This window comes from Halostella sp. PRR32, assembly GCF_034808085.1.
In the GTDB taxonomy this organism is placed as follows: domain Archaea; phylum Halobacteriota; class Halobacteria; order Halobacteriales; family Natronoarchaeaceae; genus Halostella; species Halostella pelagica.
Genome location: NZ_JAXHGL010000007.1, coordinates 99,970 through 119,363 on the forward strand (window position 1 = coordinate 99,970; position 19,394 = coordinate 119,363).

23 protein-coding genes are annotated in these 19,394 nt (G+C 56.9%); 9 read left to right on the top strand and 14 right to left on the bottom strand.

The window, feature by feature from the left end; genetic code table 11:
• Nucleotides 1-83 precede the first annotated feature (83 nt).
• The 4 genes from SM753_RS18240 to SM753_RS18255 form a co-directional block, all read right to left on the bottom strand.
• Nucleotides 84-809, bottom strand: a complete 726-nt coding sequence (locus tag SM753_RS18240) for a CPBP family intramembrane glutamic endopeptidase (protein ID WP_004594570.1) — start codon at nucleotides 807-809, stop codon at nucleotides 84-86.
• A gap of 98 nt (nucleotides 810-907) precedes the next feature.
• Nucleotides 908-1,324, bottom strand: a complete 417-nt coding sequence (locus SM753_RS18245; RefSeq protein ID WP_049909643.1) for a disulfide bond formation protein B — start codon at nucleotides 1,322-1,324, stop codon at nucleotides 908-910.
• Nucleotides 1,325-1,331: 7 nt separating this feature from the next.
• Nucleotides 1,332-2,318 (bottom strand): thioredoxin domain-containing protein, encoded by a 987-nt coding sequence (locus tag SM753_RS18250; RefSeq protein ID WP_004594568.1) that lies wholly within the window; start codon nucleotides 2,316-2,318, stop codon nucleotides 1,332-1,334.
• A gap of 104 nt (nucleotides 2,319-2,422) precedes the next feature.
• Nucleotides 2,423-3,040: a heme A synthase gene (locus SM753_RS18255; RefSeq protein WP_011222430.1), complete on the bottom strand. Its 618-nt coding sequence runs from the start codon at nucleotides 3,038-3,040 to the stop codon at nucleotides 2,423-2,425.
• 70 nt (nucleotides 3,041-3,110) lie between these two features.
• Here SM753_RS18255 and SM753_RS18260 point away from each other — a divergent pair, with 70 nt between their 5' ends.
• From SM753_RS18260 to SM753_RS18280, 5 genes are all read left to right on the top strand, one after another.
• Complete coding sequence (locus SM753_RS18260; protein WP_004594566.1) at nucleotides 3,111-4,073, top strand: transcription initiation factor IIB family protein; 963 nt, start codon at nucleotides 3,111-3,113, stop codon at nucleotides 4,071-4,073.
• 60 nt (nucleotides 4,074-4,133) lie between these two features.
• Entirely contained in the window at nucleotides 4,134-4,361 is a 228-nt protein-coding gene (locus SM753_RS18265) for a hypothetical protein (RefSeq protein WP_004594565.1), read from the top strand.
• 140 nt (nucleotides 4,362-4,501) lie between these two features.
• Nucleotides 4,502-4,879 (top strand): helix-turn-helix domain-containing protein, encoded by a 378-nt coding sequence (locus tag SM753_RS18270; protein ID WP_004594564.1) that lies wholly within the window; start codon nucleotides 4,502-4,504, stop codon nucleotides 4,877-4,879.
• A complete protein-coding gene (locus SM753_RS18275; RefSeq protein ID WP_004594563.1) occupies nucleotides 4,876-5,154 on the top strand; it encodes a hypothetical protein in 279 nt (92 codons plus the stop codon). The genes SM753_RS18270 and SM753_RS18275 overlap by 4 nt, the downstream gene beginning before the upstream one ends.
• Nucleotides 5,151-6,473, top strand: a complete 1,323-nt coding sequence (locus SM753_RS18280) for an arylsulfotransferase family protein (RefSeq protein WP_004594562.1) — start codon at nucleotides 5,151-5,153, stop codon at nucleotides 6,471-6,473. The genes SM753_RS18275 and SM753_RS18280 overlap by 4 nt, the downstream gene beginning before the upstream one ends.
• On the opposite strand, the gene SM753_RS18285 is transcribed toward SM753_RS18280, so the two are convergent.
• The 6 genes from SM753_RS18285 to SM753_RS18305 all read right to left on the bottom strand — a co-directional run bounded on the left by SM753_RS18285 (nucleotide 6,470) and on the right by SM753_RS18305 (nucleotide 11,700).
• Entirely contained in the window at nucleotides 6,470-6,877 is a 408-nt protein-coding gene (locus SM753_RS18285) for an STAS/SEC14 domain-containing protein (RefSeq protein ID WP_011222432.1), read from the bottom strand. The genes SM753_RS18280 and SM753_RS18285 overlap by 4 nt on opposite strands.
• Nucleotides 6,878-6,879: 2 nt before the next feature.
• The gene (locus SM753_RS18290) at nucleotides 6,880-7,815 is read right to left on the bottom strand and encodes a cation diffusion facilitator family transporter (protein WP_004594560.1); all 936 of its coding nucleotides are present in this window, start codon (nucleotides 7,813-7,815) and stop codon (nucleotides 6,880-6,882) included.
• 21 nt (nucleotides 7,816-7,836) lie between these two features.
• Nucleotides 7,837-8,274, bottom strand: a complete 438-nt coding sequence (locus SM753_RS18295) for a hypothetical protein (RefSeq protein WP_004594559.1) — start codon at nucleotides 8,272-8,274, stop codon at nucleotides 7,837-7,839.
• 1 nt (nucleotide 8,275) lies between these two features.
• The gene (locus tag SM753_RS18300; RefSeq protein ID WP_004594558.1) at nucleotides 8,276-10,960 is read right to left on the bottom strand and encodes a heavy metal translocating P-type ATPase; all 2,685 of its coding nucleotides are present in this window, start codon (nucleotides 10,958-10,960) and stop codon (nucleotides 8,276-8,278) included.
• A 126-nt stretch (nucleotides 10,961-11,086) separates the two neighbouring features.
• Entirely contained in the window at nucleotides 11,087-11,275 is a 189-nt protein-coding gene (locus SM753_RS21465) for a hypothetical protein (protein WP_004594557.1), read from the bottom strand.
• Between the two features lie 20 nt (nucleotides 11,276-11,295).
• Entirely contained in the window at nucleotides 11,296-11,700 is a 405-nt protein-coding gene (locus SM753_RS18305; RefSeq protein ID WP_004594556.1) for a hypothetical protein, read from the bottom strand.
• A 481-nt stretch (nucleotides 11,701-12,181) separates the two neighbouring features.
• Here SM753_RS18305 and SM753_RS18310 point away from each other — a divergent pair, with 481 nt between their 5' ends.
• Together SM753_RS18310 and SM753_RS18315 are read left to right on the top strand one after the other, a co-directional pair.
• Nucleotides 12,182-12,448 carry a hypothetical protein gene (locus tag SM753_RS18310; RefSeq protein ID WP_004594555.1) on the top strand — a complete coding sequence of 89 codons (267 nt, stop codon included), beginning with the start codon at nucleotides 12,182-12,184 and terminating at the stop codon, nucleotides 12,446-12,448.
• Nucleotides 12,432-13,943, top strand: a complete 1,512-nt coding sequence (locus SM753_RS18315) for a hypothetical protein (RefSeq protein WP_004594554.1) — start codon at nucleotides 12,432-12,434, stop codon at nucleotides 13,941-13,943. Before SM753_RS18310 ends, SM753_RS18315 begins: the two co-directional genes overlap by 17 nt.
• Before the next feature lie 60 nt (nucleotides 13,944-14,003).
• On the opposite strand, the gene SM753_RS18320 is transcribed toward SM753_RS18315, so the two are convergent.
• The 4 genes from SM753_RS18320 to SM753_RS18335 all read right to left on the bottom strand — a co-directional run bounded on the left by SM753_RS18320 (nucleotide 14,004) and on the right by SM753_RS18335 (nucleotide 18,323).
• On the bottom strand, nucleotides 14,004-15,074 hold the full coding sequence (locus tag SM753_RS18320; RefSeq protein WP_011222433.1) for an iron transporter: 1,071 nt from the start codon (nucleotides 15,072-15,074) through the stop codon (nucleotides 14,004-14,006).
• A 229-nt stretch (nucleotides 15,075-15,303) separates the two neighbouring features.
• A complete protein-coding gene (locus tag SM753_RS18325) occupies nucleotides 15,304-16,365 on the bottom strand; it encodes an iron transporter (RefSeq protein ID WP_004594552.1) in 1,062 nt (353 codons plus the stop codon).
• Nucleotides 16,352-17,659 (bottom strand): twin-arginine translocation signal domain-containing protein, encoded by a 1,308-nt coding sequence (locus SM753_RS18330; protein WP_011222434.1) that lies wholly within the window; start codon nucleotides 17,657-17,659, stop codon nucleotides 16,352-16,354. Before SM753_RS18330 ends, SM753_RS18325 begins: the two co-directional genes overlap by 14 nt.
• A gap of 76 nt (nucleotides 17,660-17,735) precedes the next feature.
• Nucleotides 17,736-18,323, bottom strand: a complete 588-nt coding sequence (locus SM753_RS18335) for an isoprenylcysteine carboxylmethyltransferase family protein (protein WP_004594550.1) — start codon at nucleotides 18,321-18,323, stop codon at nucleotides 17,736-17,738.
• 230 nt (nucleotides 18,324-18,553) lie between these two features.
• On the opposite strand from SM753_RS18335, the gene SM753_RS18340 reads away from it, so the two are divergent.
• Nucleotides 18,554-18,832, top strand: a complete 279-nt coding sequence (locus SM753_RS18340) for a hypothetical protein (protein ID WP_225935279.1) — start codon at nucleotides 18,554-18,556, stop codon at nucleotides 18,830-18,832.
• Nucleotides 18,829-19,347, top strand: a complete 519-nt coding sequence (locus SM753_RS18345) for a winged helix-turn-helix transcriptional regulator (protein ID WP_004594548.1) — start codon at nucleotides 18,829-18,831, stop codon at nucleotides 19,345-19,347. The genes SM753_RS18340 and SM753_RS18345 overlap by 4 nt, the downstream gene beginning before the upstream one ends.
• Nucleotides 19,348-19,394 lie beyond the last annotated feature (47 nt).

Genomic DNA, 19,394 nt, shown 5'->3' on the forward strand with positions numbered 1-19,394 from the left:
AAGGCGAATGGAGATGGCGGCTTTTTATTTATACTTGTTCGCCGTTAGGAGTCTGAAATTGAGACGACAAAGTGGTCAGATTTTTAGAGTCCGCCCGTCGCCGTCAGATAGGCCCCTGCAAACTGCACCGCGTTATACGTCCCGTGAATCACAGCCGGCACTGTGAGGTTGTCCGTATACTCGTACGCTGCTCCCAGTACTAAGGCCAGGACGAATGCGATACCGATGTACACCAGTTTGCCTTCCCCTGACAACGAGAAGAGATGGATCGATGCGAACAGAGCGCTTGCGAGGATGATTGCACGAGCCGGATGGAGACTTTCACGGAGGGTGCCCTGTACGAGGCCCCGGAACAACAGCTCTTCTCCCGGGCCGACTAACAGGAATTGAAGGGGGATCAGAAGAAGGAATACACTCGGATTTTGTCGCCCGACCTCGACGATCTGATTCTGAGCCGAGTTCAGACCGAGGGCTGTGATTACTGAGGACGCCACAAAGAGCAACCCCAGGATCGCTATACTCCCGCCAACAATCACTGCTCCATCACGCTTGTCAGGTGAACGAACTGGAACGAATCCCAATCCGAGATCACGGCCTTTGAGATAAAGGATGGCGATGCCCCCAAACGTCACTCCTTGGAGGAAGAACGTGCTCACAACCAGTCTGAGGGCTGGGCGCGACGCGAGGTCGACTCCGAACAACCCGACTACCGTCGCGACGGCAAGGATTACGATAGCCCCCGCGACGTATGATCCATACGTGAGACCAATCGCCGAGGCGACAGACCGGAAACGAGATATCGACGACATTAATCAGATGTGAGCGTAGGGCTCCACCCTACAAGCTGGCTTCGATAGGTCGATTCCGGCGCTATTCATTCCAAGACATCCCGCGGTAGTGATTTTGTTCATAGCTGACGTTCAGGTTCGACGAGGTTGGATCCAGCGAGGACTGTAATTATCACGAGCACGAACGCGATGAGTGAGAGATTCGGAATTGTAAGTCCGAGCACCGGAGCCTGCCACTGGACAACTGCACAGGGGCCAGCAAAGGTGCATGAGGCCGTCGTTGCTTGGAGTACGGAGTGATATCCCGCGATTGAAGCTCCCACCACGGATAGTGGCACGACTGTTCGCCAGATTGTGTTGTGGCTCTCGAGGGCGGCAACGCCGAGAACGACGACAAGCGGATACATGAGGATACGTTGGTACCAGCAGAGGGTACACGGAACGAGACCGAGGCCGAGACTGAACCAGAGGCTTCCCAGGGTTGCAATCGCCGCGACGCCTGCCCCGCCTGCAAGCCAGAATCGTCCGTCGGACATCCATGACTCAGTTTGATCCAGCTGCATCTTCGATCAGCTGTCTTACTCGCTCTTCGTTTCCGAGTGGATTGACCGTCATGCCATCGATGAGGAGCGTGGGTGTGGCATCGACACCGACATCGCTCGCAGCCCTGTCAGTCGCCCGCAGCGCGTCGTCATACTGATTTTCTTGGATGGCCGTGCGGACCGACGCTGTCTCGGAGACGCCTGCGGCCTGAGCAAACTCGACCAATCTCTCGGCGGTCGCCCACTGGTCGCTCTCGGGTGGTTGATTCCCGAACACGTATTCGTGAAACGCCCAGTATGAGGCTGGGTCGGTGTTCCAGACGGCTAATCCGGCCTGACCGGCTGCCGGTGCATCGGGGCCCAAAAATGGGTCGCCACCGATATATGCCAGATTGCGGAACTCGAGCGCAATTGTTCCTGGTTCCACGTAGTCCGTCACGAGTTGTGAAAGCATCTCCGTACTGAACTGGGCGCAGTACGGACACTTCCAGCTCCCGAAGTATGTGACCATGACATCGGCATCAGCAGACCCCATCGTCGCATAGCGGAAGTCTCCAGGCGAGTCGGGAATCGGGGCAGTGGTAACGGCACCCGTATCACCTCCAGCAGTCGCGCCGTCATCCGGCTCAGTGCTCGTATTGTTAGAGAGAGCGGTGGCGCCGATCACGAGACCGGCAGTGGCGGCACCACCACCGCCGAGGAGAAGCTGTCGGCGGGTTAGTCCTCCGACAGCAGCTCCAACACCTCCCTCGGAGAGCCGCTCTGAGAACGTGAGTGAATCAACGGCTGTCTCAGCCCGTTTGTAATCCACACCTGAGAGGTCGTCGGGGTGCGCGACGAGCCAGTGTCTGTAGAGCTGCTCGTCAGTCTCGTCACCGAGTTGTTCGCCACAATAATGGCAGGCGCTGTGAACGTTCCATGTGTGGTCACGCGCTGCTCCAGCTGTTTCGAATTGATCTGTACAGATCGGGCAGGTATGGGCAGTCATTCGTGATCACTACTCCAAGTGTAGATTTCATAGGCTCCGTGTTCTGCTCTCATAGTGAGCTGAATCGTCGGTATCTGTGGCATTGTGTTATACGCAAGGGGTCATCAGCGGCGGAGATATGCGACGAGGCAGGTCGTCAGGAGACAGAGGAGAATGAGAATTGCCACGCCCAGATGCGTCGTCACGATGGTCGGTTGGAGATCTTCCGTGACGGTCAATCCTCCGAGGATAACCTGTAACGGAAGGAGGACGAGAGCGGCCGTGGCCGACCATTTGACAATCGGGGTATTACGGTGTGTCACCCACGCTCCAAGGGTCGTGCCGACGATCAGAACCCCGGCCGTCATCGCCAGTCCACGGTGAGCCCACTCAGCGAAGATTTGGAGTGCAGAGTATGGCGAGTTAGCAATGATCTCGGGTTGAAGGAAGGGGACCCACGTCCCGTAGCAGGTCGGCCAATCGGGACAGGAAAGTCCAGCACCGATTGCACTGGTGTAGGCTCCAAGAAGCATCACAATATACGTCACTAGTAGCGTCAAACTGGCGATATGCCTGTACTCGACCGGAATCCTTGAAATCGCGGTTCGTATATCGTGCCTGCGGAGTCGGGCTTGAGACATAATATTGGGTAGGGACGTTGACTTGCGGTGTGACGAGTTGATGTCTTGGAGACAAAGTGTTAAGCCGGATTCCCAGCGAGTGGGACACCGCCTGCTATTCATTGAGGAGCCGTCTCATGATACTGTTAAGAAGACACACGGTTTGTAGGGAAAACCCCTATATGCCAATAGTATGATGGCTCAAGAACATACCCAGGAACGGTCAATAGATGAACGCGACCGCGAGGTGAAGTCTGCCAACGACAACATCTGTCCCGAGTGTCAGGGTCATATTACACGGACTAGCGACAGCGGTGAGGCGACCTGCGAAAGCTGTGGGTTGGTTTTTGAAGATAATCCAATCGACCACGGTCCTGAGTGGCGTGCGTTCACTTCAGAGGAACGCGATGAAAAGAGTCGGGTCGGGGCTCCGACGACGCAGCTGATGCACGATAAGGGTCTGAGTACGACTATCGGCTGGCAGGACAAGGATGCCTACGGACAGGCTGTCTCTGGTCGCAAACGTGCTCAATTACAGCGCCTCCGGACGTGGGACGAGCGGTTCCGTACGAAGGATGCTCACGAGCGGAATCTCAAGCAAGCGCTCGGGGAGATCAGCCGCATGGCGTCCGCTCTGGGACTTCCTGAATCGGTTCGGGAAACTGCAGGCGTCCTGTACCGGCGTGCTGTGGAGCAGAACCTGCTCCCCGGTCGCTCGATCGAGGGTATGTCGACGGCGTCGTTGTATGCGGCTGCTCGACAGCACGGAATGCCACGGCCGCTGACGGAGTTCGCCGATGTCAGCCGTGTCGAGAAAATCCGGATCCAGCGAGCGTACCGATATCTGTCCCGAGAACTTGGGCTGGAGATCGAGCCGGAGGATCCCATGCAATATATTCCACAATTCGCGTCATCGCTCGACGTGAGCGACGAAGCAGAACGGCGCTCTCGAGAACTGCTTGAGGTAGCTACAGATAATGCCGTCCACAGTGGAAAGAGTCCAGCCGGGTTGGCGGCTGCCGCTCTGTATGCTGCGACCCACCTCACGAACGAACAGCTCACACAGGAGACGGTGAGTGAGGTCGCCCACGTCAGTCGAGTCACGATCCGAAATCGATACCAAGAGCTTCTCGAGGTGTACGCGCAGTATGACTGACCGGATAGCCCCTGCCGGGCGAAATCCAGCTACTGAGTGGGTCATGATACGATATTTACCATGAGCGAGTTCTCAATACAGACCGAGGTCGAGATATTGGAGCTGCTCGTTGATGAGTCACCGTGCCATGTGATGGAGATCACTAACGCCGTCGATGGACACCCGATCACCATTGACCAAACGTGTGCTCACCTCCATAGTGAGGGCTGTATTGTTCCACTGGGGAGGGGTCTCTACGAGATCACAGACGCAGGCGAACAACGACTCGAAATTCAGCACGATTCATAATTGTGTCACCATGTCTCCCCTCTTTCGATGGATCGACCGTCATGACTCTGGAACCACGATCCCGACTGAGTTCGTGGGACCAATGGGATGCCTCTCCAGCAATCGGACACCATATCCCGAGGACCACGTATTATCGAATAATGGGAGATGATTCAGTGTCGTCCGAGGACACTCCGGAGGTACAGGATGTCCTTGATGCGCTGGATGATCCCGCGTGTCGGGCTATTCTCCAGGAAACTATCGAACCAATGACTGCGAACGAACTCCTCGACGCATGTGACATCCCCAAGTCGACGCTGTATCGAAAATTAGAACTCCTCAGTTCCGCTTCCCTCGTTCGAGAACAGGAGACGATCAACCCCGGAGGTGGACGGGTTACCTACTACGAGCGGTCGTTCGAGGACGTCACGATCTCTATGGACGACACAGGTACGTTTTCGGTGAGCGTCGATCGGCCGCCGAAATCTACAGACGAACGGCTTGCAGATATCTGGTCGATGATGGGGGACGAAGTATGAACGGCGTCATCACGGCGATTGCAGTCGTCAAGTTCGTAATCCTGCTTCTCGGTGGCGGGATTACCTATATTGCATTTAAAGCCTATCGACGTACGGGTGCGGATTCGCTACGTGTCCTTGGTGTCGGGTTCGGTATCATCACACTCGGGGCAATTCTAACTGGCGTGGCCAACCAGTTCTTTTCTGTCGGATTGGCCCTCGGCGTGCTCATCAACAGCCTGTTCGTCGCCCTTGGCCTCGCGGTCATCATGTACTCGCTGTATATCCAGAAATGAACCCCGTTCCGAATGTTGCCGTTCCTGATCTCCGTCGGGGTAGCTACCTAATCCTTTTCGGCGTTGTTCTGTTCGTTCTCACGCTTGTTAGCAGTGCAATGCTCGCCCCTGCGATTGGGACGGCTTCGGAGACAGACCAGACGTCCCGAACCTTGGTCGGGTCTCAGGGGGGTGGCCCAGGCTGGCACGAATACGGCAGCGTCTATCTTCTCAACGGGACGAACACTACCTGGCGTGAATCGAGTGCTGATAGCTATTTTGACGTCACACAAACGGAGAACGGAACAGTGTTAGCCGGGTTCATGGACAGCGGGTACGCTTCGTGCGGACCGTACGAGTCTCCCTGTACCCGAACGGGATTCCGAGTCATTGACCCCGGGAAAGACCTGCAGGTGGTTTCGGAGTATAGCTTCCCGGTGCGAACGAACAAGAACAGCGAAGTCCACGATGTCGAACGACTCGAATCGGGAGAATACTTGGTCACCGATATGGAGTACGAGCGTATCTTTACTGTCAAGAACGGCGAAGTCACGTGGCAGTGGAATGCGAGTTCGTTCTACGACGCCCCACAAGATCCGACGACGACCGACTGGCTGCACATCAACGACGTGGACGTCATCGGCTCTGGGCGCTATCTCGTCTCAGTACGGAATGCCAACCAGCTACTCGTTATCGAGCGCGGCGAGGGCGTCGTTGAGGTTATCAATGAGGATACGACCGATTCGAACGATGCCAATTGCCGGAAATCCGGCCAGTTGAACGACTATGACAATGATGGCGATATTCGATGCGGTGACCCCGACGTGCTCAACCACCAGCACAACCCCCAGTGGCTCGGGGATGGTGCCGTCCTCGTTGCCGACAGCGAGAACGACCGAGTCGTGGAACTGCATCGAACGGAGGGCGGTAAATGGGAGCCAGCGTGGGCTCTTGATCGGGCAGCGGGTGTCGAGCTCGATTGGCCCCGGGATGCGGATCGCCTCCCGAACGGAAACACGCTTATCACCGACACGCTCAACCGGCGACTCGTAGAGGTCGACGAATCCGGGACTGTCGTCTGGAGCGTTCGAACAGAGCGTATCCCATACGAAGCCGACCGACTGCCCTACGGTGAGTCTGTCGGAGCCCCGAAGTACACGACTAACGGAAGCAGCGTCGACAGCCCTGACGCCGGCGTGCCGGTTCTCTCACTACTGCTGGTCGGGCTTCGGGCAGTCGTTCCGTCAACGCCATTCTGGTTCCGGGAACCACAACTTGGACTGACGCTTGTCTCTACACTCCTCATTGTCGTCGGCGGAGTTGATCGTATTCGTAACTAAATTTCCTCTCGAAGCCAGTCGAGAGCTCGCTCGCGTTTCTTGATGTCGAAATATCGCATTTCGTTGGGGGCGACTGGCCAGATCGGTCGGATTGCATACCACCAGTCGAACAGGAGTTTTGCCCATCGTGTATCGCCGACTGCGGCGTACCGGTCGATATCGAACTCAGGGCCGTACCGGAGATCGGGAACCACCCCGTGGAGGTGTGTGAGAAACGCCCTGAACGTCCAGTTCGGAACTTCCTCGTACACGTGGATGTACCCGTGCTTATCGCTCTTTTCGACGAGGAGTGAGTACAGCTCTTGATAGCCTGTTCGCGTGCCCTTCCCGACGCGAATCGCAATGAGGTTCTCGTTCGTCTCGTCCAACACCTCGAACATTTGATCGGGTGCTGTGTGGGACATCGTTAGTGGGAGTGATTCGTCGTACCGACAGGGTCAGTATCGGGATCGGTACGCCCGACGAGCTCCACGGTTGCGTGGTCGATTCCTCGATTCGTGAGATAGTCGTGAACCCGTGACTGGATTCTCCGTTGCTCCTCGAGTGTGGTCGACGTATCTGTCAGTCGGACGGTTGCGACGGTGAGTTGACTACAGACTTGCCAGACGTGGAGATCCTCAATCTGGTCGACGCCATCGAGTGTCGTCAATTCATCCCGGAGTTCTTCGGACGACACCGGGCTCCGTTCCAACAGGATCGAGGTGCTTTCCCGGAGGACGTTCCCGGCCGACGCGAGCACCAGCAGCCCAATGAGTACGGCCGCCACAGGGTCTGCGATGGGGAGATCGAACACTGCGACGGCGGCGGTCGAGACGATTACCGCAACAGAGCCACCGGCGTCACCGAGCAGGTGGTAGAACGCCCCGCGCTCGTTGAGACTCATCTCACCACCCTGCAACACGTACACGGAGCCGATGTTTACCAGCAGGCCACCCGTAGCGATGATCAGCGTCAACTCGGGATTGATCGCCACTGGCTCAAGGAACCGCTGGTAGGACTCCCAGACGATGTATCCGACCATTGGAAGGAGCAAGACGCCGTTCAGGAAGGCCGCAACCGGCTCCAGTCGGTGGAGACCGTACGACCACGCCTCGCCACCCTCGAACCGTTCGGCGGTGTAGCTCGCGCCGAACGCCATCGCGTACGCCAGCATATCGAACAGCATGTGGAGTGCGTCGCTGATAAGCGCGACCGACCCGAACAGGAGTCCACCAGCCAGTTCGATGACGAATCCAAAGAAATTGACGACCGCGACGAGCGCAAGCCGACGCGTACTGCCACTTGATTTAGACGGGAGGTTGTGCTCTGCGGTCTCCTCATCAGTATGCTCGTGAAGGGTCATAAGTTCACATTAGAGGGGGTTCTATTTCGAATCTGAGGATTCCGGTTGTTCCTGGGTAGATTCCTGGGCCCCGTCTTCACTCGTCACCATCGAATCCTGCGCCGTTGATTCAGTGCTATCCGAAGAGGTAATCTCCTCATCGGCTCCCTCCGGTTCTGGTTTGGACCGCTCCGATTCTTCGGAGAGTGATGTATCTTGGGCGGAGGAGCCCGCGAAATCGAGCGGACGAAGCCAGATGAACCAAACCACAAATACGGTTGTGCCATAGCCGACGATCCACACGAGGTCAGCAACTGCAGAGAGGTTCGCCTGTTCGAAGGTGTATACCAACAAACCGGGCCCGATGAGCCCAATGAGCACAACGAGGACGGCAAACTGCGGAGACGAGAGTCCGAACGGGTATCGTTGCTGATCTGCCTCCGTATGGGATGTTGCGTTTCCCTCATTCTCTGCACCCATCTTACCCCTCCGAAGCGCTGGTTTCGGTGTCTGTCTCCGGCGTGATTCGAGAGAGTCGCATCGCGTTCCCGGTGACGGCCGTCGTCATTCCGGCATCGCCAGCGAGGACGGCGAGCCAGATCGGGACGTATCCGAACGGGACTGCGACTGCCAGCCCGGCTTTGACAGCGAGACTCGACCAGATGTTCTGTCGGATGACCCCGTTCGCATCGTGTGCGAGTTCGTAGAGGTACGGGAGCTTTGCGAGGTCATCACCCATCAAGGCGATGTCGGCGGTCTCCAATGCGGTATCAGTCCCGGCAGCCCCCATCGCCACGCCGACTGTGGCGGTGGCGAGCGCCGGTGCGTCGTTGATGCCGTCACCGACCATCGCAACGCCGTCGTACTCCTCGACGAGCTCCTCGATCGCCGTCACCTTGTCCTCGGGGAGTAATTCGGCCTGGTACTCGTCGACGCCGACCTGTTCGGCGATCGCGCGGGCAGTCCGCTCATTGTCACCCGTCAGCATCACCGTTCGGGAGACGCCGAGTTGCTTGAGTCGCGTCACTGTTCGCTTCGCTTCGGGTCGGATCTCGTCGGCGACTGCGATGACGCCTTCGAGTTCGTCTTCGGTTCCAACGAGGACAACGGTCTTCCCTTCTGCTTGGAGTTCGGGAACGGTCTCGTCGAGAAGGTCGAGGCAGTTGTTCCGGTCGCATATCTGCCGAGCTGTCTGGGTGACGACACCGCCGTCAGTGGTCGCGTGGACGTGTGATAGGTCGAATCCCAGCTCCTCGAACAGCCCCGGCTTGCCAGCGAAGTGGGGCGTCCCGTCGAGGTCGGCCCGGACGCCCTTGCCGGTGATGCTCTCGAAATCATCGATCTCGCGCTCGGCGACTCCCATGCTGCCGGCCTCAGCGACGATCGCCTCGCCGATGGGATGTTCGCTCCGTTGTTCGAGCCCGCGGGCACACCGGAGGACGTCTTCCTCCGAATTTTCGTTTAATGGAACGACGTCAGTGACGGTGAGCTCACCTTTCGTGAGCGTCCCCGTTTTGTCGAAGGCGACGACGTCGACGGCCCCCATCGCTTCGAGGTGGTTGCCGCCCTTGATCAGGACGCCGTTCTTCGCGGCGCTCGTAATTCCCGACACGACGGACACGGGTGTCGAGATGACGAACGCACACGGGCAGGCCAGTACCAGTAACGTCAACCCGTAGACGACGGCCGTGGGCCAGGTCGTGCCGAGAACGTACGGGCTTCCCACCGTCGTCAAAATGGCGAAGGCAACGACGACTGGCGTGTAGTACGTTGAGAAGCGTTCGACGAATTGCTCGCGCTCGGTCTTGTTCGACTGGGCATCCTCGACCATCTCCACGATTCGCGAGAGCGTGTTATCACCGGCTTCAGAGGTAACCTCTACCTCAAGATAGCCCTCTTCGTTGATCGTGCCGGCGTATACCTCATCTCCCATCGTCTTGTCGACGGGTACGCTTTCGCCTGTGATGGGTGCCTGATTGACGGCGCTTTCACCGTCGACGACGGTTCCGTCCATCGGGATCTTCTCCCCCGGTTTGACGACGACCACGTCGCCGACAGCGACCTCGTCGACAGGAACTGTCTCCGTGGTATCGTCCCGTTTGACGGTTGCCTCATCCGGTGAGAGGTCCATCAACTCCCGGAGCGAGTTCCGAGCGCGATCCATCGAGTACCGCTCCAGCAGCTCGGCGATACTGAACAGGAACGCGAGGGTGGCCGCCTCGAAGTAGAGCGCCTCACCGAAGGCGAGGCTCGCAACGAGTGCTCCGAGGATAGCCACCGACATCAGGAAGTCGATATCGAGGTTCAGATTCCGAGCGGAGTAGTAGCCGTTGCGGAAGATCTCCTGACCACCGGACGCGACGGCAACGAGGAACAGTACGTCGGCGACGAGCAGCTCCGTTCCGAGAAGGCTTGCAAGCTGTACATTCTGCCCGGTCAGGAAGAACTCGAAGAGCAAGCCGAGAGCGACGAATCCACCGCTGATCCACGTCTTGAGTGCTCGTGGACTCGTCCAGATGCTCTCGCGTTCCTCAGTCGGGTCCTGCCGTCCTGATTCGTCGCTCGACGTGTCTGTAACCTTGTACCCGGCACGTTCGATAGCGCCGATGATATCGGCTTCTCCAGTCCTCGAAGAATCGTACGTGACGACGACGGTTCCGGTCGTCGGCTGGGTTTCGAATGTTGTAATTCCCTCGACCCTCTCGAGAGCGTTCTCGATTTTGCCAGCACACGACGGGCAATCCATTTCCGGAACCGTGAATTTCGAGGACACTTCGCCGGTGTCCTCCACGGTGTACCCGGCCTTTTCGACCCGATTAGCAATCGCGGTGGCACTCGTTTGTTCGCCGTCGTATGAAACGGTCAGCGTCCCTTTCGTCACTTGCGGGTCGACGCTGCGGATTCCGTCCAGTTTTTCGACGCTGTTCTCTACCTTTCCTGCACAGGATGGACAATCCATCTCCGGGACCGCGAATTGTGCAACGTCCCCTTGGTCTATGGGTGGAGAAACGTCGTCGACGCCCTGTTCTGTGTGTTGGGCGTGTTCGTGATCACTGTGGTCGTGGTCATGCGTGTGACTATGCTCGTGGGACCCTTCTTCGTGTTCGTGGGCGCGATCCGGTGGCTCACCACTCCTGTTGTGGGAATCGTCGTCGGGGGAGGTCATCACTCTCCCCTAGCCACTACACATTTATTAAATCGACTGCTATAAAACACCCATTTTCTGCCAATACCTAATAAATACTTTGCCCTATATTATTAACTCGGCCGTTGTCTCATCTCAAATGCAGACCTAAGTATGGTTTGCTCGATACTCACCGTGTTTGACCTCGAGGAAGAGCGTAAAGACTCCAAACACGACGAGGCCGACGCTCACCATCATGACTGTACTTTTGCTCGTCGGACTCATCATCGTCCCACCAATTATGAGGGTGAGCAGGACCCCGAACGCGATTACCGTTTTCGTGTTATCGAATTCCATCGATAGTTTGTTACTGAAACTCAATCAGATGTTGTTTCCGACGTCTCTGCTGTCGATACCGTTGCGCGGGTCTTCCTTCGAACGAAGCCTACCCAGACAAGTGCACCAACGAGACACAGGATACCAGCGATCGCAATCGATTGACCGCGGATTGTCGTCCCGGTCTGGTTCTGTGTGATCAGCAAGATACCGATGCCGAAGAGGACGAATCCTTGAACACCTGCTGCTTTCGCTGGTTCAGTAATATACTCCGCCTCTGTGAGAATGCCAGCAACAGATCCGACGAACAACAACAGTCCCGCAACAGAGACAGGACGAAGGCCGAGAACGACACCGACCTCCGAGAGAGCAAATCCAATAGCGACAAAGAGTGGCCATGGACTCGCTCCCGTGAAGGTTGAATCCGTGTCTTCGGAATCGCTCATTATCTCGAGTTGAGCTTCACGATATAATAAATCGGCTGTTATTGATACCCCTATAGTTAATAGAAAATGGCTGTAATTCAGCCGTTAGTTAATATTGGTGCGGTATAACCTCACAGTCTGAAGCTGGTAATACTGCTTAGTCCCGATTCTCCGCGCTATCCCATCTTACGGTCAAATGGTTTTATAGAGACGCTCTGCCTACTCTTTTTTATGTGCATCTACTGCGACGCCTACGAAGAAGAGCGAGAAACGGAGAGTCAGTCTCCAGTCGAAGACAACCACTCTGAACAAAAGACTACTTCCACGCTGTCAAAGGGAGCGTTTGGACAACTTCGTTCTTCGCTAGCAGATCTGTTGTAACCGACCATTCTGGCCATTGATGACGCCACGTAGGTCGATACGCGAGCGGAGAAGTTCGAACGTCGAACCAGAACGGTTTCAACGCTGACTGGCCTACGGCCGAATAACAGCTTTCGAGAGTATGTCATACGAAGGCACTACGGTTCCACGGCGTGACTCACCTGCAGGGGAGTGTGATTACTGTGGGCATCCGTTCCCGACGACCGACCGCCTCGTCCTCCACAAAGGCTTAGAACATCCCCAAGAGCTGGATGACGACGAGGAGGACGCATTCCTCTCTGCCCGAGCAGACGAAGAAGACGAGTTGCGTACACTCCGTCTGAAAGCGCTTGGAGCCCTCGTGCTCCTGTACTTCGGTCTTCTATTCATGTATGCTATCTTTGCCTGACTCAGATACGAACACCGGGGCAAGCGAAGAGGTACACATAGAGTCAGGTCCAGGGTCGAGGCTTCGTCATTGGGTCGTCTCGAACACGAAGCTCAGACTCTTCGTACAGTTTGTACTCTGGGTCTCGATACTGACGCTGTTTACCGAAACAGTCGCTGCCGGTAACGGGATGACGCTCTCGAAGCAGCCTCGGGATACCCTTGCCGTTCCCCGATGGCTGTATCTTGCCACTGGCGGCGCCACGATCGGCGCCTCTGCCCTACTTGCGAGCTTCGTTACTGATCGAGCCTTTATCCGCTATCTCCACAACTGGTCACTCCCCGGTCCGACGGTCGACGACTGGTGGACACCGATTCGATGGATCGGACGTAGTTTTGGGATTGTCGTCCTTGGACTGGCAGTGTATCTCGGACTGACCGGACCGCAGCTCCCGACAGCAAGCTTCACCATTCTCGTCACATTTGTCGTCGTTCGAGCGGGCTTGCCGATGCTTACGTATCTTGGAGGGAACGTTTGGCCAGCACTGAACCCCTGGCGAGGGATCGTCTCGCTTCTCCCAGCTGGACACAGAACGTATCCAAGAGAATTAGCCCGATGGCCAGCTGTCGGTGGCCTATTACTCCTTGTGTGGATTGAGGTGATTTTCCCTGTCAGCACGATTCCGTCAATTCTTTCGCTTGCGATCCTCGGCTACAGTGCCGTCACAATCGCAGGCGCAGTACTCTTCGGTCCTGACGCGTGGTTCGAGAACGCAGATCCGTTATCCGTCCTGTTCCGATTTTTCGGGGCTGTCGCCCCTGTAAAACGGCGGGACGGGAAGCTCACTGTAAAACTGCCCGGTAGCGACCTGACTGACTCAGACTTAATCACGGACACCTCCGATGTTGCGTTCGTCATTGCGCTGATTTGGGAGCTCACGTACAGCGGCTTCATCACGACGCAGACGGGCGCAGCAACTACCGAGGCACTCGTCAGCCTCTCCAATATTGGAGTGGGAGCCGTACAGATTCGTGCGATCCTCATCTACACACTCCTTTTCGTCAGTGGCTACGTCGTTTTCTTCGCCGCGTATTGGTATGCGGGCGTACTCTCTCGGCGACGGACCGGGACATACATCACAGCGAAACGTATCGCCTTTCGGTTTGCACCCTCGCTATTGGCCATCGCAGCGGGATATCACCTCGCCCACTACACCGGACTGGCTGTATCCCTCAGTCCGGCTCTAGGCATGGCAATTCTCTCTCCACTGTCGCCCCCAGCGAATCCCCTGACATTGTCTCCACCTGGGTGGTTCGAGGGTTTGAGTATCGCCTACGTGCTCATCGGGCATCTCCTCGCTATCTGGGCAGCGCACGCGACCGCCTACGAACTCTTCTCGAGTCGTCTCGTCGCAATCCGGAGCCAGTACCCGTTCATCGGTGTGATGATCGGGTACACCGTTATTAGCCTCTGGATTCTCTCACTTCCAGGAGCGACGCCCCCATATCTACCCTGATTCTGGTGGTTTCGAGAGAACAACGGATCGCACACTAAGGTCAGAACTCAACCAGAAAGATCACTCGGCAGTGAACTCAATCGGGTCCATGTCGAGAAACGCGGTTTCGTAGCCGTCGTGGCGCGCCAGTTGGGGTGGTGTCTCTACAGTGATTCTGACCGTATCGCCAGTCTTGAGTTCATCAATACCCATCCCATAGAAACTCCCGAGGTCAGGATCAAGGGACGCTTGGAGTGTCCCTTGTGTGATTGTATCCCCTCCACGGTCGAGTGTTGCTGAAAGAGCCATCCTCGGGAGCATCACGCGATTGTAGGGTGTGCGTGGAGAAACGATTAGGAAGGGTCCTTCAGTATCACTAAACCGATGGTCACCGTCAACGAGAGCAACCAGCATCGTTGCGTCACCGGATTGCCCTTCGTGGAGTAGTCGACCGGGAAGCTCGGATTTTGTCGGCACGACCGGTTCAGGAATCATTTCCATATCCATTAGATCGACTGTCCCACGGGTGCCTGCTTTGTCCCCTAACCGGCGAATCTCCAAATTGTACGTCTCATCCGTATCGAACGTGAACTGCATCGTGGCAGACTGTCCCTCTGTAAATCGCCCGTTGAATGGACTCGTACGAGCTGTCTGCAACGGGCCAACCTGGAGCGTCACATCGTACTGTCCTTCCCCCGGGAGAGCGATATTGTCGCCGTAGTGGAACCCCATATTCGGCGAGATCATCGGCCAGAGGTTGGTCGAGGACACTCGACCGTCGCTGTTACTGATTTCGACAGAGACGTCGACCGGGAGGATCGTCTCCGTCTCGGTGTCCCAGACACTCGCCATCAGATGCACCGAATCATCCGACTGAACGACGACTTTCGTCTTTCGTGAGCCAGTGAGGTTCCAGAAACGGTGCGGGAAGGAGTGCATCAGTGCAAATCCGAGACTGCCTGCCGTCGTCGTTCCGTACATTCCCATCCCTTCGATGATTGCCGGATAGTAGACCGCGTCAGGTCGATCCTCCACGATCGGTGGATCACGCCATGCAGACTGCGTCTCGAATCCGAGCCGCCCCAGGCAACCAGACAGTACCAGGCCCCCCGAGAGAGCAGTCCCCTGTTTGAGAAACGTTCTCCGATTCATGTTCTCCTCTGAGATACTATGTTTGGTAGATTCATTGAGTCGACCTCGCTGTCGTCAACCGGGGGTTTCTGTAACTGCCAGCCTCGGCCATTCTGTGACTGTCTACGCTAAGCGAACGACGAATCCGGTGAGTACCAGGAGTGAGACAACGCCAAGTAACGTCGCCAGTAGGAGGTGCTTCTCTTCCATAGATTTGGCTTCGGTTGGAATTCTAAAGACACCTTTGGAACTACAACGTCACCTGCACATCTGGCATATCAACGAAGGCTGTCTCGTATCCTTCATGGCGAGCTGTTTGTGGGGGCGAATCGACCGTGATCGTCAGCTCATCTCCCGTCTGTACATCTGCGACCGTCGCTCCGTAGTGATAGCGGAGCTCTGGATCGATGGTTGCCTGTAGAATTCCGTCGAACACTGACATCCCGTCACGGTGCAGTGTTCCCGAAAGCGACATCATCGGCAGCATCGTTCGATTGTAGGGTGTGCGCGGAGAAACAGCGAGATACCTCTGCTCCTCGTCCCCACCGAAACGTGACGCGTCTTCGAGGATCGTAACCACGAACTTCGCGTCCCCACTCGTCCCCGAGCCACGAACGTCCCCCGGGAGCGCGTCCGGTGTCGGCACTTGCGAACTCGGTAACATCTCCATGTCCATCAGGTCGACAGCACCCTTCGTGCCTTCTCTGTCGTCGGGAATGTCCGTATACGAGATCTCGTTGAGCGTCGATTCGCTGAATTCGAACTCGAACGTGAACGAGGCGTTCCCCTGATTCTCGGCCAGCGACCCCGTCCGTCGCGTCGACGGCCCGCCGATGCTGACCTCGACAGTGTATGTGCCGTCGCCCTGGAGCTGTGCGTTATCGCCGAAGTGAAACCCCATCGGCTGGGAGAGCATCGGCCACGGTGCGAACTGGTCGACCTGCTCGCCGTCCTGTGTAATCGTGAGCTGTGGATTGATATCGGGTGGGATGATCCCCGTCTGTGTCTCCCAAACGACCGGCATCAGGTGAATCGAATCTTCGGATTGAATCTCGACCTTCGTGATCCCATTCGGCTTCATCAGCCAGAACCGGTGCGCATACGAGTACGTGAGCGCACAACTGTACCCGCCCTGTTCCTTCATTCCGGGCATTTTCATGCCCTCGTAGTGGGTCGGATAGTAGACTGCGTCCGGGCGGTTCTCGGGGAGCGGTGGTGCCCGCGCTGACCGCGTCTCAAACAGGCCGGTACACCCCGCGAGCCCCACGAGTGACGTGCCCCCGACCGCCCGAAGCACGTCACGACGATTCATGCGTCACCTCCTGTGCGTTCTCGACCGGTCGCGCAGGCGGCAGCGAACGCAACGACCGTGGGGGGACGAGGAAATTACCGCGACGCTCCGTTCGGATGTACTGCAGGATGCCGTTGTTGTTTCGCTGACCGACGGCCGACTGCTCGGTGACGTCAGTGCCATTCATCGCTTCTCTCGTGTCGACGAAGTCGGTGATCCGTCGCTGGAGCGCAAGGAAGTGGAGGCTGGCGGTTTCACCGTCGGTAGAATCGAAGTCGCGCCGAAGGATGAGAGGCGAGTCATCGTCATCGCGAGCGCGGGCGGATTTCTGGGAGTGACCGACGACGCCCATCTCGCGGGCCGTCTCATCCGTTGGCTGACAGTCGTCGATTTTGCTGCTGGTTCCGAGATTGTCTCCAGCGCCCTCGATTACGTCGTTCTCGGCGTGGTACGGACAGAACATCTTCGCCTCACGCTGCCAGCGATCGTCCTGATTGTACCACTGATTGAGATTGAGCTGGAGCTTGGAGATGTGCTGGGTCGTTCCACCGGCGAACGGCCCCGACTGGATTGTCACGCGATCTTCACTGGCCTGGTTCTTTTTGAATCCCGATTTGAATCCCATAAACAGCGGCGCGTCCTCTGGGACCTTATCTGCCGGAACACCCTCTGCATCGTCAGCATTCTCCGCCGGCAACCCGTCCCCAATAAAGCCCGTCCGCCGGTCGGCGATTGAGAAAACATCGGTCAGTGTAGCGTCAGGCTGATCGACACCGTTGAGGGTTGATTTGTTCCCTTTGAGGGCTTCTTCGGCACCGAGCACCACCTGTGCCGTGTTACTCGCGAGATGGACGACTGCATCGGGCGTATCGAACTCGGGATCCTCAAACGGCGCAAGTGCTTCTGGATCAGGGAGGTCAACGTCTTCGGGAAGCGATTCGTCGAATCGGTCGAAGTATGCCGGAGAATAACTCACCGTGAGCAATAACCCGCCCCCGCTTCGCTCGTAGGCGTGTTCGATCCCACGGAGAGCTGTTTCAACTTGGTCACGGTCGTCTTCGTTCGGGGGCCCGTCTCGTCGGTAATTTAGATAGAGGAGCACACGATGGCTCGGAGCGACGACGTTCCCGTGGTCGTCCCGTGGGAGGGCCTCATTCCAAGCGTGCTGACGTTGTGGATACGACGAGAGATCATCCGGCCCTGTTGGGACGTCAACATCTTCACGGCCTAAACAGGCACTGAATGCCGCTGCGCCTCCGATAGCGACGGCCGACTTGAGGAATTCTCTGCGAGGGATACCTCTCTCATCAGTCATTGACGACAGTTAGGAAGCCAACGGAAAAGGCGGTTCTGGTAGAGTTCTTGAATCCCCGCTCAAGGTCGGTAGTAGACTATCTGGTGATGAGCTTCTTCACCAAGTTCCACCCGATAAATCGGGGGGCCCGCTTGCGGTATTGCTCGTATTCCTGGCCATACTGCTCTCGCAGCCACGGTTCTTCGGCAAACGGGAACAGTGCGTACACGAGGATGGTCAAGATGCCGTGTACAGCCAGTTTCCGGGAGTTCACTGCAATGATCGCGCCGACGATGAACGTAATGAATCCCACGCTCTGAGGGTTGCGCGTGTACTGGTAGATACCGTTCGTCCGAAGTTCCCCTTCTCTTCCACTGCTTTCCATCCACCCAAGTTCGAAGAGTGCTGAGAGGGCAAATCCCATCCCGAGTGCGGCGATACCGCTACCCGTGAGTTTGCTCCAACGTTCGGTGAAAATGAAGGAGTCCCGATCGAGCGCGCCCAGCACGGGAAACCCAGCGAACACGACGGAGAGCGCTGACCAATTGAACCACCACCGCCAAGAGCTGTCACCGATGGGCCACACTCGACGGTCAGGATGAACCGCACTGATGGCGTACCCGAGAATCAGCGTGACATCCGCGACGACCGCCGTCAGGAGCGCACGATCTGAGAACGAGGACATACGTGTATGTCGTGATAGTGAAGGACAAAAAAGTGAGACAATCTTGGGTTCGCATCTGGGTACTGCTCCCTCTGAAGAGGTTTGGAACCACCAACCACTCTCTACAATTCTAACATCCGGAGTAACTCGAATCGACGTTCTCAGGTAACTGCGTTTCAAATTCAGCCCACATGGCGGGATTTGTCCCACTCCATAGCGGGTTTACCGGTTCGCAGTCCCTTCCGTTGCTCGTGGTGATCACCGCCGCGGCTGCGGGTACAGCGGTACTTCTGGGACTTGCGATCGGCGCGTTCGTTCAACGCCAATCCCGTCCATATCTGTTAATCGTCGCTGCATTGGCTGCCCTTCTTGGACGCTCTGCGGTTGCGGGGATCTCCATCGTAGGCCTGTTTTCACAAGCCGAGCATCACCTCCTCGAACACGGGCTTGATGTCATTCTTGTAGCGCTCGTTATTGCTGCAGTCTATCACTCCCGAACCATTTCGAACGAGACCAACTTCGATACATGACACACCAACGTGACCGAATTCACGAGTATATTGCCACCCACCCTGGAGAACACTTCAACGCGCTCACGCGGAGACTCGACCTCGCACCAGGACAGGTACAGTACCATCTCAGGAAACTCCAGAATCAAGAGAGAGTGGTCAACCTACCTCTCTATGGCCGGACCCACTATTACACACCGGAATATGATGCGTGGGAGCGGGGAGCAATCGCTGTCCTTCGCCGGGAAACAGCACGCGACATCTTATTCTGTGTTCTCGAACAGGGAACATCCAGCCCGAACGCTGTCACAGAGTCCCTCGGGATTGCTCGGGGAACCCTTGAGTGGCACTTGGATCATTTGACGGAACAGAATCTCATCGAGAAACACCGAGATGTCAATAATCACGTGACGCTGGTCGCAGCCGAGCGGACTGAGACCGCTCGCCTCCTCGAAGAGATCTCCCCCTCGCTGTCCGATCGGATGATCGACCGGTTCACCCGCCTCGTCGATAACCTATTGGCGGATGGATCGTAACGAGCCCTCGGATGTATTTCGTTGAAACGAGAACTTGATTGTTCGAT

Coding starts and splice junctions, on each gene's coding strand:
- SM753_RS18240 (WP_004594570.1), bottom strand. CDS start 809: ATGTCGTCGATATCTCGTTTCCGGTCTGTCGCCTCGGCGATTGGTCTC.
- SM753_RS18245 (WP_049909643.1), bottom strand. CDS start 1,324: ATGTCCGACGGACGATTCTGGCTTGCAGGCGGGGCAGGCGTCGCGGCG.
- SM753_RS18250 (WP_004594568.1), bottom strand. CDS start 2,318: ATGACTGCCCATACCTGCCCGATCTGTACAGATCAATTCGAAACAGCT.
- SM753_RS18255 (WP_011222430.1), bottom strand. CDS start 3,040: ATGAATAGCAGGCGGTGTCCCACTCGCTGGGAATCCGGCTTAACACTT.
- SM753_RS18260 (WP_004594566.1), top strand. CDS start 3,111: ATGATGGCTCAAGAACATACCCAGGAACGGTCAATAGATGAACGCGAC.
- SM753_RS18265 (WP_004594565.1), top strand. CDS start 4,134: ATGAGCGAGTTCTCAATACAGACCGAGGTCGAGATATTGGAGCTGCTC.
- SM753_RS18270 (WP_004594564.1), top strand. CDS start 4,502: ATGGGAGATGATTCAGTGTCGTCCGAGGACACTCCGGAGGTACAGGAT.
- SM753_RS18275 (WP_004594563.1), top strand. CDS start 4,876: ATGAACGGCGTCATCACGGCGATTGCAGTCGTCAAGTTCGTAATCCTG.
- SM753_RS18280 (WP_004594562.1), top strand. CDS start 5,151: ATGAACCCCGTTCCGAATGTTGCCGTTCCTGATCTCCGTCGGGGTAGC.
- SM753_RS18285 (WP_011222432.1), bottom strand. CDS start 6,877: ATGTCCCACACAGCACCCGATCAAATGTTCGAGGTGTTGGACGAGACG.
- SM753_RS18290 (WP_004594560.1), bottom strand. CDS start 7,815: ATGACCCTTCACGAGCATACTGATGAGGAGACCGCAGAGCACAACCTC.
- SM753_RS18295 (WP_004594559.1), bottom strand. CDS start 8,274: ATGGGTGCAGAGAATGAGGGAAACGCAACATCCCATACGGAGGCAGAT.
- SM753_RS18300 (WP_004594558.1), bottom strand. CDS start 10,960: ATGACCTCCCCCGACGACGATTCCCACAACAGGAGTGGTGAGCCACCG.
- SM753_RS21465 (WP_004594557.1), bottom strand. CDS start 11,275: ATGGAATTCGATAACACGAAAACGGTAATCGCGTTCGGGGTCCTGCTC.
- SM753_RS18305 (WP_004594556.1), bottom strand. CDS start 11,700: ATGAGCGATTCCGAAGACACGGATTCAACCTTCACGGGAGCGAGTCCA.
- SM753_RS18310 (WP_004594555.1), top strand. CDS start 12,182: ATGTCATACGAAGGCACTACGGTTCCACGGCGTGACTCACCTGCAGGG.
- SM753_RS18315 (WP_004594554.1), top strand. CDS start 12,432: ATGCTATCTTTGCCTGACTCAGATACGAACACCGGGGCAAGCGAAGAG.
- SM753_RS18320 (WP_011222433.1), bottom strand. CDS start 15,074: ATGAATCGGAGAACGTTTCTCAAACAGGGGACTGCTCTCTCGGGGGGC.
- SM753_RS18325 (WP_004594552.1), bottom strand. CDS start 16,365: ATGAATCGTCGTGACGTGCTTCGGGCGGTCGGGGGCACGTCACTCGTG.
- SM753_RS18330 (WP_011222434.1), bottom strand. CDS start 17,659: ATGACTGATGAGAGAGGTATCCCTCGCAGAGAATTCCTCAAGTCGGCC.
- SM753_RS18335 (WP_004594550.1), bottom strand. CDS start 18,323: ATGTCCTCGTTCTCAGATCGTGCGCTCCTGACGGCGGTCGTCGCGGAT.
- SM753_RS18345 (WP_004594548.1), top strand. CDS start 18,829: ATGACACACCAACGTGACCGAATTCACGAGTATATTGCCACCCACCCT.